The organism is Actibacterium sp., assembly GCF_055134745.1.
In genome coordinates this window covers 30589-43493 of the sequence record NZ_JBSRVX010000002.1, presented here as the reverse complement: position 1 = coordinate 43493, position 12905 = coordinate 30589, and the positions used below count along the sequence as shown (strand labels likewise).

The following is a 12905-nucleotide window of genomic DNA, read 5'->3' as shown; positions in this document are numbered from 1 at the left end:
ATCGACCGTTGAAATGGCGCACCCGAGAGGATTCGAACCTCTGGCCTCTGCCTTCGGAGGGCAGCGCTCTATCCAGCTGAGCTACGGGTGCGTGCGCCGCTGCTATAGGGCATATGCCGCTGTCCCGCAACGCCATATTCTTCGTCCGCGCACGCTAGCCCATCGTGGGGATAACAAAAGCCTGATCGCCGATATCGCCATCGGGCCAGCGTTCGGTCACGGTCTTGATTCTGGTCCAGAACCGCACACCGTCGGGACCGTGCTGATTGGTATCGCCAAAGGCAGAGCGTTTCCAGCCGCCAAAACTGTGATAGGACACCGGCACAGGGATCGGCACATTGATCCCCACCATGCCGACATCGACACGGGCGGCGAATTCACGCGCCGCGCGCCCCGAGCGGGTAAAGATTGCAACGCCGTTGCCATATTGATGCGCAGTGGCCAGATGGGTCGCCTGTGCCAGGGTTTCGGCCCGCACGACCTGCAGGACAGGGCCGAAAATTTCATCGCGGTATGATTGCATGTCGGGGGTGACATGATCGAACAGGCTGGGCCCGATGAAGAACCCGTTCTCGTGGCCCTGCAATTCCAGGCCACGCCCGTCCACCACCAGTTCAGCACCCTCGTCAACGCCCATCTGGACATAGCGTGCGATCCGGTCGCGATGCGCGGCCGACACGACCGGGCCGAACTGGGCCTGCGCATCGGTCGATATCCCGACCTTGAGCCCGGCGATTGCATCCTGCATCCGCGCGACGAATTCATCGGCGGTGTTCTTGCCGACCGGCACCGCCACCGGCAGCGCCATGCAGCGTTCGCCCGCCGATCCGAAGGCCGCGCCGACGATATCGCGCACCACCTGATCCATATCCGCATCGGGCAGGATGATGCCGTGGTTCTTGGCCCCGCCCATCGCCTGCACGCGCTTTCCATGCGCGGCCCCGGTGGCATAGACATATTGCGCGATATCGGATGAACCCACGAAAGACACCGCCTTGATATCGGGGTGATGCAGGATCGCATCCACCGCCACCTTGTCGCCGTTCACCACATTGAACACCCCCGCCGGTGCGCCGGCCTGCAGCATCAGTTCGGCCAGCCGCAATGGCACCGAGGGCGTCTTTTCGGAAGGTTTCAGAATGAACGTATTGCCACAGGCAATGGCCACAGCCGCCATCCAGCACGGGATCATCGCCGGAAAGTTGAACGGCGTGATCCCGGCGCATACCCCCAGCGGCTGGCGCATCGAATAGACATCTATGCCGGGGCCGGCGTTTTCGGTGAATTCACCTTTTTGCAGATGCGGGATTCCGGCGGCAAATTCCACGACATCAAGGCCGCGCTGGATGTCACCACGTGAATCGGCGATCACCTTGCCATGTTCAGATGATAAGAGCGCGGCCAGATCGTCCATGTTCGCCTCGACCAGGCGCTTGAATTCGAACATCACCCGCGCCCGCCGCTGGGGGTTCTGGGCGGCCCAGGCGGGAAAGGCGGCACGCGCCGCAGCTACGGCGGTGGCAATCTCGGATATATCGGCCAGCGGCACCTGCCCCTGAACGGCGCCGGTATTAGGGTCGAACAGATCGCCAAAACGGCCCGATGTGCCGGAAACATTCTGCCCGTCAATGAAATGGTTCAGCCTGCGCATGACGCCCCCCTATGCCGATCTGATTTCCTTATCGGGCGAAAGACCATTGCGCGCAACGCTGATGGCCGGGCCGTCAGGCGAACAGATCGTGGCACAGCTCCAGCGCGTCGATCAAGGCATCCACCTCGGCCTGCGTATTATACAGGCCGAATGATGCGCGACAGGTGGCGTTCACCCCCAGAAAATCCATCAACGGCCCCGTGCAATGCTGGCCGGCCCGCACCGCAATGCCGCGCTTGTCCAGCACGGTGGACAGATCATGCGGATGCGCTCCGCCCTGCATGGTGAACGAGAATATCCCGCCCCGCCCCGGCGCGTTTCCCTGCACATTCAACCAGTTCAGCCCGGCCAGGCGGTCGCTGGCATAGCTGGTCAGAGCGGCCTCATGTGCCGCGATATTGTCCATTCCCAGCGCAGTGATGAACTCCAGCGCCACGCCCAACCCGATCTGCTGCACGATGCCTGGCGTGCCAGCCTCGAACTTCATCGGCGGATCGTTATAGAGGATATGATCGCGATGAACCTCGCGGATCATGTCGCCGCCGCCGTGGAAGGGGCGCATCTGGGCCATTCGGTCCTTGCGGATATGAATCGCGCCCGATCCCGAGGGGCCATACAGCTTGTGCCCGGTCACCACATAGAAATCGGCGCCGATCGCATCGACATTGACCGGCATATGCACTGCCGCCTGACTGCCATCCAGCAACACGGCAATACCACGCGCCCGCGCGGCATCCACAATCGGTTGCACATCCACGATCGTGCCCATCACGTTCGACATATGCGTCAGAGCCACCAGTTTTGTGTGCGGCCCCATCGCATCAATCACCGCCTGCGGGTCAAGACTGCCATCCGCGGCCAGATCGACCCATTTGAGAACGGCCCCCTGCCGTTCGCGCAGGAAATGCCATGGAACGATGTTCGCGTGATGCTCCATCACGCTCAGAACCACCTCGTCGCCGGGGGCAAACAGCGGCATGGCCCAGCCATAGGCGACAAGGTTGATGCCTTCGGTGGCACCGCTGGTAAACACGATCTCATCCTCATCGGCCGCCCCCAGAAAGCGGGCAATGGTGCCGCGCACGGCTTCGTATTTTTCGGTGGCCAGGTTGGAAAGGTAGTGCAGGCCTCTGTGAACATTCGCGTATTCCTGCGAATAGGCCCGCGTGATCGCATCAATCACCACCTGCGGCTTTTGCGGCGATGACGCATTGTCCAGATAGACCAGCGGGCGGTCGTTCACCTGCCGCGACAGGATCGGAAAGGCTGATCGAACGGCGTTCACATCATACATCGGACACCCCCGCGGGCAGGCCAACTCCGATCAGCGCCAACACGACGAACATCGCGAAGGCCAGCACAAAGGCCATGACAATGATCACCAGAAATACCGGCAACAGCGATTTGAACCCGTGCAGCGCCGCCACGAAATTGGTCAGCAACCAGGTTGACGCGATCACCGCAACGATACCCAACAGTTCGGCAAAAGGCGGGGACAGCACCAGTGCGACAACCTGAACGGCCTGAAACATCAGCATCAGGATCTGCAGCCAGATCGTGATCTTCAGCGCGCCATCCAGATCGCCCGACCCGCCCATCGCCCGCCCGACCCGATAGACGATGAACACCATCGCGACGGTCAGCGCCCCCACGATCAGCGCCAGAACGATCGGCCCCGTCTGCATGACCGGCATGTCCTGTCCTTCGGGCAGGGGCGCCAGCGCGTTGGTCAGATAGGTCAACAGCAAGGACGCAATGACCACCAGCCCCAGCATCTGCCACAGCGCGTTGCGCGGCGCGTCAATCGCCAGAATGGCCTTCGCGCCCTGCCTTGGGCTGCGCAGGGTCAGACCCGCCAGGGATAGAATGGATGCCAGCGCGGTGTTCATTCGCCAACCTTTCGTGCGGCCTGCGCCCCAAAACCTTCGGCCTCGGCCAATCCGGCCAGCCAGACATACATAAAGGCCAGCACAGCCAGAAGCGCCACCAGAAATTGTCCGCCGCCCTGCCCCGCGAAACCCGCAACCAGGCCATTCAGCAGCCATAGCGGCCCCGCCGCCACCACCGCCCAGAACAGGGCCATACGTGCGCCGAAATACCGCCCCTGCCCGCCGAAAAGCCGGGCCACCAGATGCGACACCGCCGCCAGCCCATACATCAGCAACGGCATAAGCATCAACAGCGCCACGGCCGCCCCCGTGATACGCGCGCCCAGCGGGATGTCGGGCTGAAGATATGCCGCCCTGGCATGAATCGGCCATTGCGAAACGAACAACAGGCCACAGCCCAGCATCACCGTGCCGATGGCCTGCACCTCATCGCCACCAGCGATGCGCGCGCGCAGAACCGCGCGCGGGGCCACATAACTGCGGGCGATATCTGCGATCAGCCCCATTCAGCGCCGCCGATCCAGCCAGGCCTTCAGGCGGTCGCGAATCTCGTCGGCGATCTTGTCATCGGTCACTTCCTCGATGGCTTCGGCCAGAAACGCCTGAACCAGCATATCCGTGGCTTCCCGCCGGGGCACGCCGCGCGCGCGCAGATAGAACAGCGCCTCGTCATCAATCGCGCCCGTTGTCGACCCGTGCGAACATAAAACGTCATCGGCATAGATTTCCAGTTCGGGCTTGGCCAGGAACTGCGCATCGTCATCCAGCAACAGCGCCTGGGCGATCTGGAAACCGTCGGTTTTCTGGGCGGCCTGCTGAACCAGGATCTTGCCCTGAAACACACCCGTGGCCCCGTTGCGCAGCACCTTCTTGAACACCTGGCGGCTTTCGCAATCGGGGGCCGAATGGGTGATGAACACCGTATCGTCCTGATGAAAATCGCCATCCCCCAGCGCCGCCCCGGCGATATGTGCCGAGGCATCGGGACCATCCAGGTCGATCACCGCCTCGTTGCGGGTCAACGCGCCATTCGCCGTCAGTGTGAACGACCGCAGATGGCTGCCCGTTCCCAGCCGCGCGAACAGATGCGTCACCGCGCGACGCTGGCGATCGCGCCCCTGCATCCGAATGTGATGCAGCGTTGCACCGTCACCTATTTCGACCTCGGTGACCTTGTTCAGACGTGCCGCAGCGGGACCATTTTCAAGAAGGGTCAGCTCTGCACCGGGTTCCAACTTTATGCAATGTCTTAGAATTACATCCGAACTAACTGATTTTCTTTTATAAATAATGCTGATTGGCCTGGAGACCGGCCGTGTCACCCGGATCAGGATACCGTCGGTTGCACAGGCGGTGTTCAGTGCCGCCAAGGGGCGCGCCACTGGTTTGTGACCGCGCCCTTCCAGCACGCCGTAGATATCGCGCGCCCAGTGGATATCGGTCTGGCGCACATCATCCAGGCGGTCGATCTCGACCCCTTCAAGCGTCAGATCGTCGGAACTTTGCGCATCGAAAACCCCATCGACAAAGACGATCTTAAGCCGCTCGATCGGGGTGAAGACCGGCACCTCGTCAGCAGGCCCCAGATCTGCGTCAGGCGCCTGAGCGGCATTCAGCGTTGCCGGATCCGTATAGCGCCAGTATTCATCACGACGATGCGGAATTCCCATGGCGCGCAGCCGGTCCAGCGCATCACGCTGCGCGGCATCCAGCCACAGCCCGGACGTTGGCACCGCCATGGACGCGATGCGATCCGCGGTCGCGTCAGCCTTGTGCGAAGCAGCAACCGCCATCACGCCACCTCGGCCAGAATATCGCCATAGCCATTCTGCTCGACCTCAAGCGCCAGTTCCGGCCCGCCTGTCTTGACGATGCGCCCATCGGCCATGATATGCACGACATCAGGTTTGATATGATCCAGAAGCCTTTGATAATGCGTGATAACCAGAAATCCGCGCCCGGCATCGCGCAGCGCGTTAACGCCCTCGGACACCAGTTTCATCGCATCAACATCCAGCCCGCTGTCGGTTTCGTCCAGAATGCACATGCTGGGTTCCAGCATGGCCATCTGCAAGATCTCATTGCGCTTCTTCTCGCCGCCGGAAAAGCCGGTATTGACGGGGCGTTTCAGCATCTCGGCGTCGATCTTCAGCGATTTCGCCTTTTCCCGCACGGTTTTCAAAAATTCGGCCGCCGACATTTCATCCTGCCCGCGCGCCTTGCGCTGCGCGTTCACGGCGGTGCGCAGAAAGGTCATGTTGCCCACGCCCGGAATTTCCACCGGATATTGAAACGCCAGAAACAGCCCCGCCGCGGCGCGTTCTTCGGGTTCCATCGCCAACAGGTCTTCGCCGTCCAGTGTGGCCGATCCTTCGGTCACCTCATAGCCGCCCTTGCCCGCAAGAACATAGGACAGCGTCGATTTGCCAGACCCGTTCGGGCCCATGATCGCATGCACCTTGCCCGGCTCGACCGTCAGCGTCAGACCCTTGAGGATAACCTTGTCCTCTTCTTCAAGCTTGACGTGCAGATTATTGATTTCCAGCATTATTTTTCCTTCAGGATATGGTGACGGCCGTGCCCGAGGCAGACACCATCAGCATATTGTTGATCACTTCATAATCCAGATCGACGCCGACCACGGCATTGCCGCCCAGGGCACGCGCCCGCTGTTCCAGCTCGCGCAGCGCCGTTTCTCGCGCCTCGCCCAGCGATTTTTCATAGGCGCCGGACCGCCCGCCGATGATATCGGTGATGCCCGCGAACAGGTCACGAAAGACGTTGGCGCCCAGAATGGCCTCACCTACCACAACGCCGTGATAGGCGGTGATGGCGTGGCCTTCGATGGATGGTGTGGTGGTGACGATCATGACAGTCTCCTAGTCTTCATCGCCCCAACGCCAGTTGGCGTCGGTCCTGCGATACACAACGATTAAAAAAGTACCGGTCAAAGCTGCGACTGATACAAAGAAAACAGTGATTTGCGCACCAATGCTGAACCCGGCTTTTTCGCCAATTTCGAATACTGCCATCCCCAACCCCGACACCAACAGGCAAAAGCCCAGTGTCAGCGTCCAGCCCTGCCAAGTTACCGGGGTTGGGCCGGTGCCATGGCGTTTGGGGGCGAACCAGAACCTAGCCATCACCCCACACTTCCTTCCAGACTGATGGCAACCAGTTGCTGCGCCTCCATGGCAAACTCCATCGGCAGGGCCTGCAGCACCTCTTTGCAGAACCCGTTGACGACCAGCGCCACGGCCTCTTCCTCATCCATGCCGCGTGATCGGCAGTAAAACAGCTGATCGTCGTCAACCTTGGATGTGGTCGCCTCGTGCTCGACGCGGCTGCTGTTATTCTTGACCTCGATATAGGGCACCGTATGGGCCCCGCATCTGTCGCCGATCAGCAGGCTGTCGCATTGGGTATAGTTGCGGCTGCCGGTCGCCTTCTTGTGCATCGACACCAGCCCGCGATAGGTGTTCTGGGCCTTTCCGGCAGAAATTCCTTTGGAAACAATGCGTGACCGGGTGTTCTTGCCAAGATGGATCATCTTGGTGCCGGTATCGGCCTGCTGCATGTTATTGGTGATGGCGATGGAATAGAACTCGCCCTGGCTGGCCTCGCCGCGCAGGATGCAACTGGGATATTTCCACGTCACCGCCGACCCGGTTTCCACCTGCGTCCACATCACCTTGGCCCGGTCGCCGCGGCAATCGGCCCGCTTGGTGACGAAGTTATAGATACCGCCGCGCCCCTCTTCATCGCCCGGATACCAGTTCTGGACGGTAGAATATTTCACCTCGGCATCGTCCAGAATGACAATCTCGACCACCGCGGCATGCAACTGGGCTGTATCGCGCTTGGGCGCGGTGCAGCCTTCCAGATAGCTGACATAAGACCCCTTGTCGGCAATGATCAGCGTGCGTTCGAACTGGCCGGTATTTTCGGCATTGATCCGGAAATAGGTCGACAGCTCCATCGGGCAGCGCACACCTTCGGGGATGTAAACGAATGACCCGTCGGAAAACACCGCCGAATTCAGCGTGGCATAAAAATTATCCGATTGCGGCACGACCGACCCCAGATATTTCTGGACCAGTTCAGGATATTTCTGAACCGCCTCGGAGATCGGGCAAAAGATCACGCCGGCCTTGGCCAGTTCCTTCTGAAAGGTGGTGCCTACGGATACGGAATCAAATACCGCATCCACCGCAACCTTGCCGCGCGCGGGCGCGTCTTCGGCGCCTTCGACACCGGCCAGAATCATCTGTTCACGCAGCGGAATGCCCAGCTTTTCATAGGTCGCAAGCAGCTTCGGATCAACCTCGTCCAGCGATTTTGGCTTGTCGGCCATGCTTTTGGGGCGGGCATAGTAATACTGATCCTGAAAGTCGATCTCGGGATAATGCACCATCGCCCATTTCGGCTCGACCATCTGCTGCCAGCGCGCAAAGGCCGCCAGCCGCCAGTCGGTCATCCATTGCGGCTCATTATTCTTGGATGAAATCAGCCGCACGATATCTTCGGACAGGCCCTTGGGGGCATAATCCATCTCGATCTCGGTATTCCAGCCATGCTTGTATTTGCCAGCCATGGCACGCACGGTATCGACCGTTTCACGGTCAACGCCTTCGCGGATATCTGTGTCCAGTCTGGTCATCGTCGGCCTTCCCTTCTCACGCCGCGCGGGCGCGGAATTTGGCATGTTGCGCGGTCCAGGCCCGCGCGAATGCGTCAATGTTGTCTTGTGTCGTTTGCGGGCCCAGCGATACGCGTATGGCGCTGGCCGCCGCAATTTCATCGAATCCCATGGCGCGCAACACCGGGCTGGCACGCAGCTTGCCGCTGGAACAGGCCGATCCGGCGGATATCGCGAACCCGGCCAGATCCATCTGCATCACCTGCGTTTCACCCTTCCAGCCCGGCGTCAGGATGCACGATGTGTTGGGCAGGCGCGGCGCGTCCTTGCCTATGAAAATAGTGTCTTTGCCCGCATCTGCAATGGTGCCTTCCAGCCGATCGCGCAAGGCCGCTACCCGCTCCCACACACCCTCCGACAGATCGCGCGCCGCCGACTTCGCCGCCGCGCCAAACCCGGCAATGCCGATCACGTTCTCGGTGCCGGCGCGCCGGCCCATTTCCTGCCCGCCGCCCCGGATCTGCGCCGCCAGATCGGTGCCGCGCCGCAGGATCAGCGCGCCAACCCCCTTGGGCCCGCCGATCTTATGCGCCGAGGCCAGCGCCATCCGCGCCCCCGACCAGTTGAACGCGACCGGCAGCTTGCCAAAGCCCTGCACCATATCCGATACCGCCAGCCCTTCAGGCAAATCCTGCACCACGCCGGTTTCGGAATTGGCCAGTTGCAGCACGCTGCCCGCCGGATCCGTCACCGTCACCCGGCCTTGCGCATCCACCGCCAGATCACCGCTTACCCAGGCGCGCACCGCGTCATGCTCGATCAACGCGCCGCGCAGCCCCCGCCCGGCCAGCGCCAGCGCCGCCGCCTCGGTCGCACCCGATGTGAACACCACATCCGCACCCTCTGCACCGAAGGCCGCCGCCACCTGACCGCGCGCGCGCTCAATAATCGCCCGGGCCGCGCGCCCTTCGGCATGCACGCTGGACGGATTACCCAGAACGTCCATCGCCGCACCCATCGCCGCCCGCGCCTCGGGGCGCAGCGGGGCCGTCGCGTTCCAGTCCAGATAGACCCGGTTCACAGCCCGCCCTCATCTTCTTGGCACAAATACTCGCGCCGCAGGCCCGGCGCGCCATCAGGCGCGCCCAACCCGATTTTTGCCATTTGCGGCATCATGACATCACGCCGGATCTTCATCGACCACCTCGAACAGGTTTGGCACCGCCGGGCATGGGGTCAACTCATTGCCGACGATATCCGACAGCCGGGTCTGATGCAGAAACACATAGACATGCGCCGACAGACCTTCCCACAACCGGTTGGTCAGCGATTGCGCCCGTGTGCCCGACAACCCGCCCGACGCCCCGGCCCCGGTATGCATGGCGCTGACGGTTTCATCGACCGCGGCCAGAATATCGACAACCCGGATATCTGACGTCGCCCGCGCCAGCCGGTATCCGCCGCCCGGCCCGCGCACCGATTCCACCAGCCCGCCCCGGCGCAGCTTGACGAACAACTGCTCCAGATAGGGCAGCGATACGTTCTGCCGCTTCGCGATTTCGGCCAGCGTTGTCAGCCCATCCCCCGGCTGCAACGCCATATCGGCCAGCGCAACCATCGCATAACGTCCTTTGGTGCTCAGTTTCATGGGCGAACCCCGGCAAATGGTTGACTGCAAGCGGAAGGGTGACTAACTCCTATCCACCTGAACGGGAACAGATCCCGGATTTAGAATTGTTCTAGGTTGGTTGATGGAATTCGTCAAGAATTCAATCTGCCGCCCGCAAAGTGAAGAGACATATATGCCCGAGGTCATCTTTCCCGGCCCCGAAGGACGGCTCGAGGGCCGCTATCATCCGCAAAAGCAAAAAGACGCCCCCATCGCGATCATCCTGCACCCGCATCCGCAATTTGGCGGCACGATGAACAACAAGGTCGTCTATAACCTGCATTACACGTTCTACAACATGGGCTTTACCGTGCTGCGGTTCAATTTCCGCGGCGTCGGGCGCAGCCAGGGCGAATATGATCAGGGCATCGGCGAATTGTCCGATGCGGCCTCGGCGCTGGATTATCTGCAATCCATGAACCAGAACGCCAAGCATTGCTGGGTGGCGGGGTTCAGCTTTGGCGCCTGGATCGGCATGCAGCTTCTGATGCGGCGACCGGAAATCTCGGGCTTCATCTCGGTCAGCCCGCCCGCCAACATGTATGACTTTTCCTTCCTTGCCCCCTGCCCGTCTTCGGGCCTGGTGATCAACGGCACCGCCGATCGCGTGGCCCCACCCGCCGATACCCGCAGCCTGGTCAGCAAGCTGCATGAACAAAAGGGCATCACCATCACCCATCAAGAGGTCGAAGGCGCAGGGCATTTCTTCGAGGATCATCACATGGAAACCCTGGTGGACAGCGTCGATGCCTATGTCCGTCGACGGTTGACCGAAACGTCGCGTTAAGGGGGGCGGCATGGGCGTTGTCGAAGATCTGGCCGACAAACTGGCCTTTGATACCATCGCCGCGGCCAAGGAACTGGGCGATGATCGTTTGATCGACGATGTGTCAAAGGTTCTTGAGGCCACGTCGTCGACCACGCAAGAGGCCTTCATGACCGCCATTCGCGTGCGCCTGGCCGAAGAACGCGGCCGCAAATTCCTGGAAGACCGCCTGGCCCGGGGCCGCGCCGCCCGCGACAAGGGGTAACTGCGCCACCGTGCGGGCGGTAATCTGTCGCGCGGCTATGTATACCTTTGCATACCACTTTCACAGCGCGCCAGATTGCGCTATGACGCGGCAAGACGATTCAATCACATCAAAGGGCGCGCCGCATGACCAAGATCAAAGTCGAAAACCCCGTTGTCGAACTGGACGGCGATGAAATGACCCGGATCATCTGGGATTTCATCAAGAAAAAGCTGATCCTGCCCTATCTGGATATCGACCTGAAATATTACGATCTGGCCGTCGAGGTGCGCGACGAAACCGATGACCAGATCACCATCGATGCCGCCCATGCCATCCAGAAATACGGCGTCGGCGTCAAATGCGCCACCATAACCCCCGACGAGCAGCGCGTCGAGGAATTTGGCCTGAAACAGATGTGGCGCAGCCCCAACGGCACGATCCGCAACATTCTGGGCGGCGTGATCTTCCGCGAACCGATTATCTGTTCCAACGTGCCGCGCCTGGTGCCCGGCTGGACCCAGCCGATCGTCGTTGGCCGCCACGCCTTTGGTGATCAGTATCGCGCCACCGATTTCCGTTTCCCCGGCAAGGGCAAGCTGACGATCAAATTCGTCGGCGAAGACGGTGCGGTGATCGAAAAAGAGGTGTTCGACGCGCCCAGTTCCGGCGTCACCATGGCGATGTACAACCTGGACGATTCCATCCGCGATTTTGCCCGCGCCAGCATGAATTACGGCCTGGTCAAGGGCTGGCCGGTATATCTTTCGACCAAGAACACGATCCTGAAAGCCTATGACGGTCGGTTCAAGGACCTGTTCCAGGAGGTGTTCGACGCCGAATTCGCCGACAAGTTCAAGAAGGCCGGCATCACCTATGAACACCGCCTGATCGACGACATGGTGGCCTGCGCGATGAAATGGTCGGGCGGCTATGTCTGGGCCTGCAAGAACTATGACGGCGACGTTCAGTCCGATACCGTGGCGCAGGGCTTCGGCTCGCTTGGCCTGATGACATCGGTCCTGATGACACCGGACGGAAAAACGGTCGAGGCCGAGGCCGCCCATGGCACCGTCACCCGCCATTATCGCCAGCATCAGGCGGGCAAGGAAACCTCGACCAACTCGATCGCGTCGATCTTTGCCTGGACCGGCGGGCTGAAACATCGCGCCAAGCTGGACGATAACGCGCCCCTGCTGAAATTTGCGCAGACGCTGGAAAAGGTCACCGTTGATGCCGTCGAAGACGGGTTCATGACCAAGGATCTGGCGCTGCTGGTCGGCCCCGATCAGAAATGGCTGTCAACCATGGGCTATCTGGAAAAGGTCGATGAATATCTGAACAAGGCGCTGGCTGGCTGATACGACCAGGCCGAGAACAGGAAAAGCCGGGCCCGTCGCCCGGCTTTTTCCGTTTTGTGGTTGCGTCCGGCCCACGCGCCGCCAATCATGGCCCGCGATAACGGAGGAGCAACCATGACCATCACCCTGTCACCACTGGTGCATATCGAAATCGTCGTGCATGACGCCGATGCCGCCTATGAATTTCTGGCCCGCGTCTTTGGTGCCGAACGGGTCGAGAAAGAATTTTCCGACCATCTGGAAGGCTTTGGCACGATGAAAAAGATCGTCCATGTCAATCTGGGCGGCACGATCCTGCAATTCATCGAACCGGGCGATTACAAGACCTGGGGCAAGCAGTTGAAAGACTGCGGACCCAGCGTGCACAACATCACCTTTCAGGTGCCAAATGTGCAGCAGGCGCTGGATGCCTGCCTGGCCGAAGGGGCCAAGCCGCATACCCTGATCCCGATTGATCTGAAAAAACTGCTGGGCCCCGATACGCCCACGCCCACCGAACCCAATGTCTGTATCGTCGACACGATGGACAAGCTGGGGTTCCGCCTGGAACTGTTCCACCGGCCCGGCGATGCGCCCGCTGCGGCCCTGGGTTAGCTGCGGCCAAAAAGACACTTGTCTGCCGGGCAAATGCTGTGCGGGCGCGGGCCTGTCGCCCATCAAACAGACAAACCGCGCGCCGCCACATG

At 61.0% G+C, this 12905-nt stretch carries 15 protein-coding genes and 1 tRNA gene; 4 read left to right on the top strand and 12 right to left on the bottom strand.

The features are described from left to right. Positions 1 to 14: 14 nt before the first annotated feature. From ACTCHC_RS00295 to iscR, 12 genes are all read right to left on the bottom strand, one after another. Positions 15 to 91 (bottom strand) — tRNA-Arg (locus tag ACTCHC_RS00295). A gap of 63 nt (positions 92 to 154) precedes the next feature. Next, entirely contained in the window at positions 155 to 1651 is a 1497-nt protein-coding gene (locus ACTCHC_RS00290; protein WP_463020444.1) for a CoA-acylating methylmalonate-semialdehyde dehydrogenase, read from the bottom strand. A gap of 73 nt (positions 1652 to 1724) precedes the next feature. Then, the gene (locus ACTCHC_RS00285) at positions 1725 to 2945 is read right to left on the bottom strand and encodes a cysteine desulfurase (protein WP_463020443.1); all 1221 of its coding nucleotides are present in this window, start codon (positions 2943 to 2945) and stop codon (positions 1725 to 1727) included. After that, positions 2938 to 3540 (bottom strand): Yip1 family protein, encoded by a 603-nt coding sequence (locus tag ACTCHC_RS00280; RefSeq protein WP_463020442.1) that lies wholly within the window; start codon positions 3538 to 3540, stop codon positions 2938 to 2940. The genes ACTCHC_RS00285 and ACTCHC_RS00280 overlap by 8 nt, the downstream gene beginning before the upstream one ends. Further along, entirely contained in the window at positions 3537 to 4046 is a 510-nt protein-coding gene (locus ACTCHC_RS00275) for a YIP1 family protein (RefSeq protein WP_463020441.1), read from the bottom strand. The genes ACTCHC_RS00280 and ACTCHC_RS00275 overlap by 4 nt, the downstream gene beginning before the upstream one ends. Continuing rightward, positions 4047 to 5333, bottom strand: a complete 1287-nt coding sequence (gene sufD, locus ACTCHC_RS00270; RefSeq protein WP_463020440.1) for a Fe-S cluster assembly protein SufD — start codon at positions 5331 to 5333, stop codon at positions 4047 to 4049. Further along, positions 5333 to 6088 (bottom strand): Fe-S cluster assembly ATPase SufC, encoded by a 756-nt coding sequence (gene sufC, locus ACTCHC_RS00265; protein WP_463020439.1) that lies wholly within the window; start codon positions 6086 to 6088, stop codon positions 5333 to 5335. The genes sufD and sufC overlap by 1 nt, the downstream gene beginning before the upstream one ends. A 10-nt stretch (positions 6089 to 6098) precedes the next feature. Continuing rightward, entirely contained in the window at positions 6099 to 6410 is a 312-nt protein-coding gene (locus ACTCHC_RS00260) for a heavy metal-binding domain-containing protein (protein WP_463020438.1), read from the bottom strand. Between the two features lie 9 nt (positions 6411 to 6419). Continuing rightward, positions 6420 to 6572, bottom strand: a complete 153-nt coding sequence (locus tag ACTCHC_RS00255; RefSeq protein ID WP_463020437.1) for a hypothetical protein — start codon at positions 6570 to 6572, stop codon at positions 6420 to 6422. 110 nt (positions 6573 to 6682) lie between these two features. Next, positions 6683 to 8200, bottom strand: a complete 1518-nt coding sequence (gene sufB / locus ACTCHC_RS00250; RefSeq protein WP_463020436.1) for a Fe-S cluster assembly protein SufB — start codon at positions 8198 to 8200, stop codon at positions 6683 to 6685. Between the two features lie 16 nt (positions 8201 to 8216). Then, positions 8217 to 9260 carry a cysteine desulfurase family protein gene (locus ACTCHC_RS00245; RefSeq protein ID WP_463020435.1) on the bottom strand — a complete coding sequence of 348 codons (1044 nt, stop codon included), beginning with the start codon at positions 9258 to 9260 and terminating at the stop codon, positions 8217 to 8219. Positions 9261 to 9359: 99 nt separating this feature from the next. Next, positions 9360 to 9827: a Fe-S cluster assembly transcriptional regulator IscR gene (iscR, locus tag ACTCHC_RS00240; RefSeq protein WP_463020434.1), complete on the bottom strand. Its 468-nt coding sequence runs from the start codon at positions 9825 to 9827 to the stop codon at positions 9360 to 9362. Between the two features lie 154 nt (positions 9828 to 9981). Between iscR and ACTCHC_RS00235 the strand changes: the two genes are divergently transcribed. From ACTCHC_RS00235 to ACTCHC_RS00220, 4 genes are all read left to right on the top strand, one after another. Beyond that, entirely contained in the window at positions 9982 to 10635 is a 654-nt protein-coding gene (locus ACTCHC_RS00235; RefSeq protein WP_463020433.1) for an alpha/beta hydrolase, read from the top strand. Positions 10636 to 10645: 10 nt separating this feature from the next. Next, positions 10646 to 10879, top strand: coding sequence for a hypothetical protein (locus tag ACTCHC_RS00230; protein ID WP_463020432.1), 234 nt, complete (start codon positions 10646 to 10648; stop codon positions 10877 to 10879). 125 nt (positions 10880 to 11004) lie between these two features. Continuing rightward, on the top strand, positions 11005 to 12219 hold the full coding sequence (locus ACTCHC_RS00225) for an NADP-dependent isocitrate dehydrogenase (protein WP_463020431.1): 1215 nt from the start codon (positions 11005 to 11007) through the stop codon (positions 12217 to 12219). 114 nt (positions 12220 to 12333) lie between these two features. Next, positions 12334 to 12813 (top strand): VOC family protein, encoded by a 480-nt coding sequence (locus ACTCHC_RS00220; RefSeq protein WP_463020430.1) that lies wholly within the window; start codon positions 12334 to 12336, stop codon positions 12811 to 12813. The last annotated feature ends 92 nt before the right edge of the window (positions 12814 to 12905 follow it).

Excerpts from the sequence above, each read along its gene's own strand:
- ACTCHC_RS00225 (WP_463020431.1), top strand. The coding sequence starts at position 11,005 with ATGACCAAGATCAAAGTCGAAAACCCCGTTGTCGAACTGGACGGCGAT.
- sufD (WP_463020440.1), bottom strand. The coding sequence starts at position 5,333 with ATGGCGGTTGCTGCTTCGCACAAGGCTGACGCGACCGCGGATCGCATC.
- ACTCHC_RS00275 (WP_463020441.1), bottom strand. The coding sequence starts at position 4,046 with ATGGGGCTGATCGCAGATATCGCCCGCAGTTATGTGGCCCCGCGCGCG.
- ACTCHC_RS00230 (WP_463020432.1), top strand. The coding sequence starts at position 10,646 with ATGGGCGTTGTCGAAGATCTGGCCGACAAACTGGCCTTTGATACCATC.
- ACTCHC_RS00290 (WP_463020444.1), bottom strand. The coding sequence starts at position 1,651 with ATGCGCAGGCTGAACCATTTCATTGACGGGCAGAATGTTTCCGGCACA.
- ACTCHC_RS00255 (WP_463020437.1), bottom strand. The coding sequence starts at position 6,572 with ATGGCAGTATTCGAAATTGGCGAAAAAGCCGGGTTCAGCATTGGTGCG.
- ACTCHC_RS00235 (WP_463020433.1), top strand. The coding sequence starts at position 9,982 with ATGCCCGAGGTCATCTTTCCCGGCCCCGAAGGACGGCTCGAGGGCCGC.
- sufB (WP_463020436.1), bottom strand. The coding sequence starts at position 8,200 with ATGACCAGACTGGACACAGATATCCGCGAAGGCGTTGACCGTGAAACG.
- sufC (WP_463020439.1), bottom strand. The coding sequence starts at position 6,088 with ATGCTGGAAATCAATAATCTGCACGTCAAGCTTGAAGAAGAGGACAAG.
- ACTCHC_RS00280 (WP_463020442.1), bottom strand. The coding sequence starts at position 3,540 with ATGAACACCGCGCTGGCATCCATTCTATCCCTGGCGGGTCTGACCCTG.
- ACTCHC_RS00220 (WP_463020430.1), top strand. The coding sequence starts at position 12,334 with ATGACCATCACCCTGTCACCACTGGTGCATATCGAAATCGTCGTGCAT.
- ACTCHC_RS00285 (WP_463020443.1), bottom strand. The coding sequence starts at position 2,945 with ATGTATGATGTGAACGCCGTTCGATCAGCCTTTCCGATCCTGTCGCGG.
- ACTCHC_RS00260 (WP_463020438.1), bottom strand. The coding sequence starts at position 6,410 with ATGATCGTCACCACCACACCATCCATCGAAGGCCACGCCATCACCGCC.
- iscR (WP_463020434.1), bottom strand. The coding sequence starts at position 9,827 with ATGAAACTGAGCACCAAAGGACGTTATGCGATGGTTGCGCTGGCCGAT.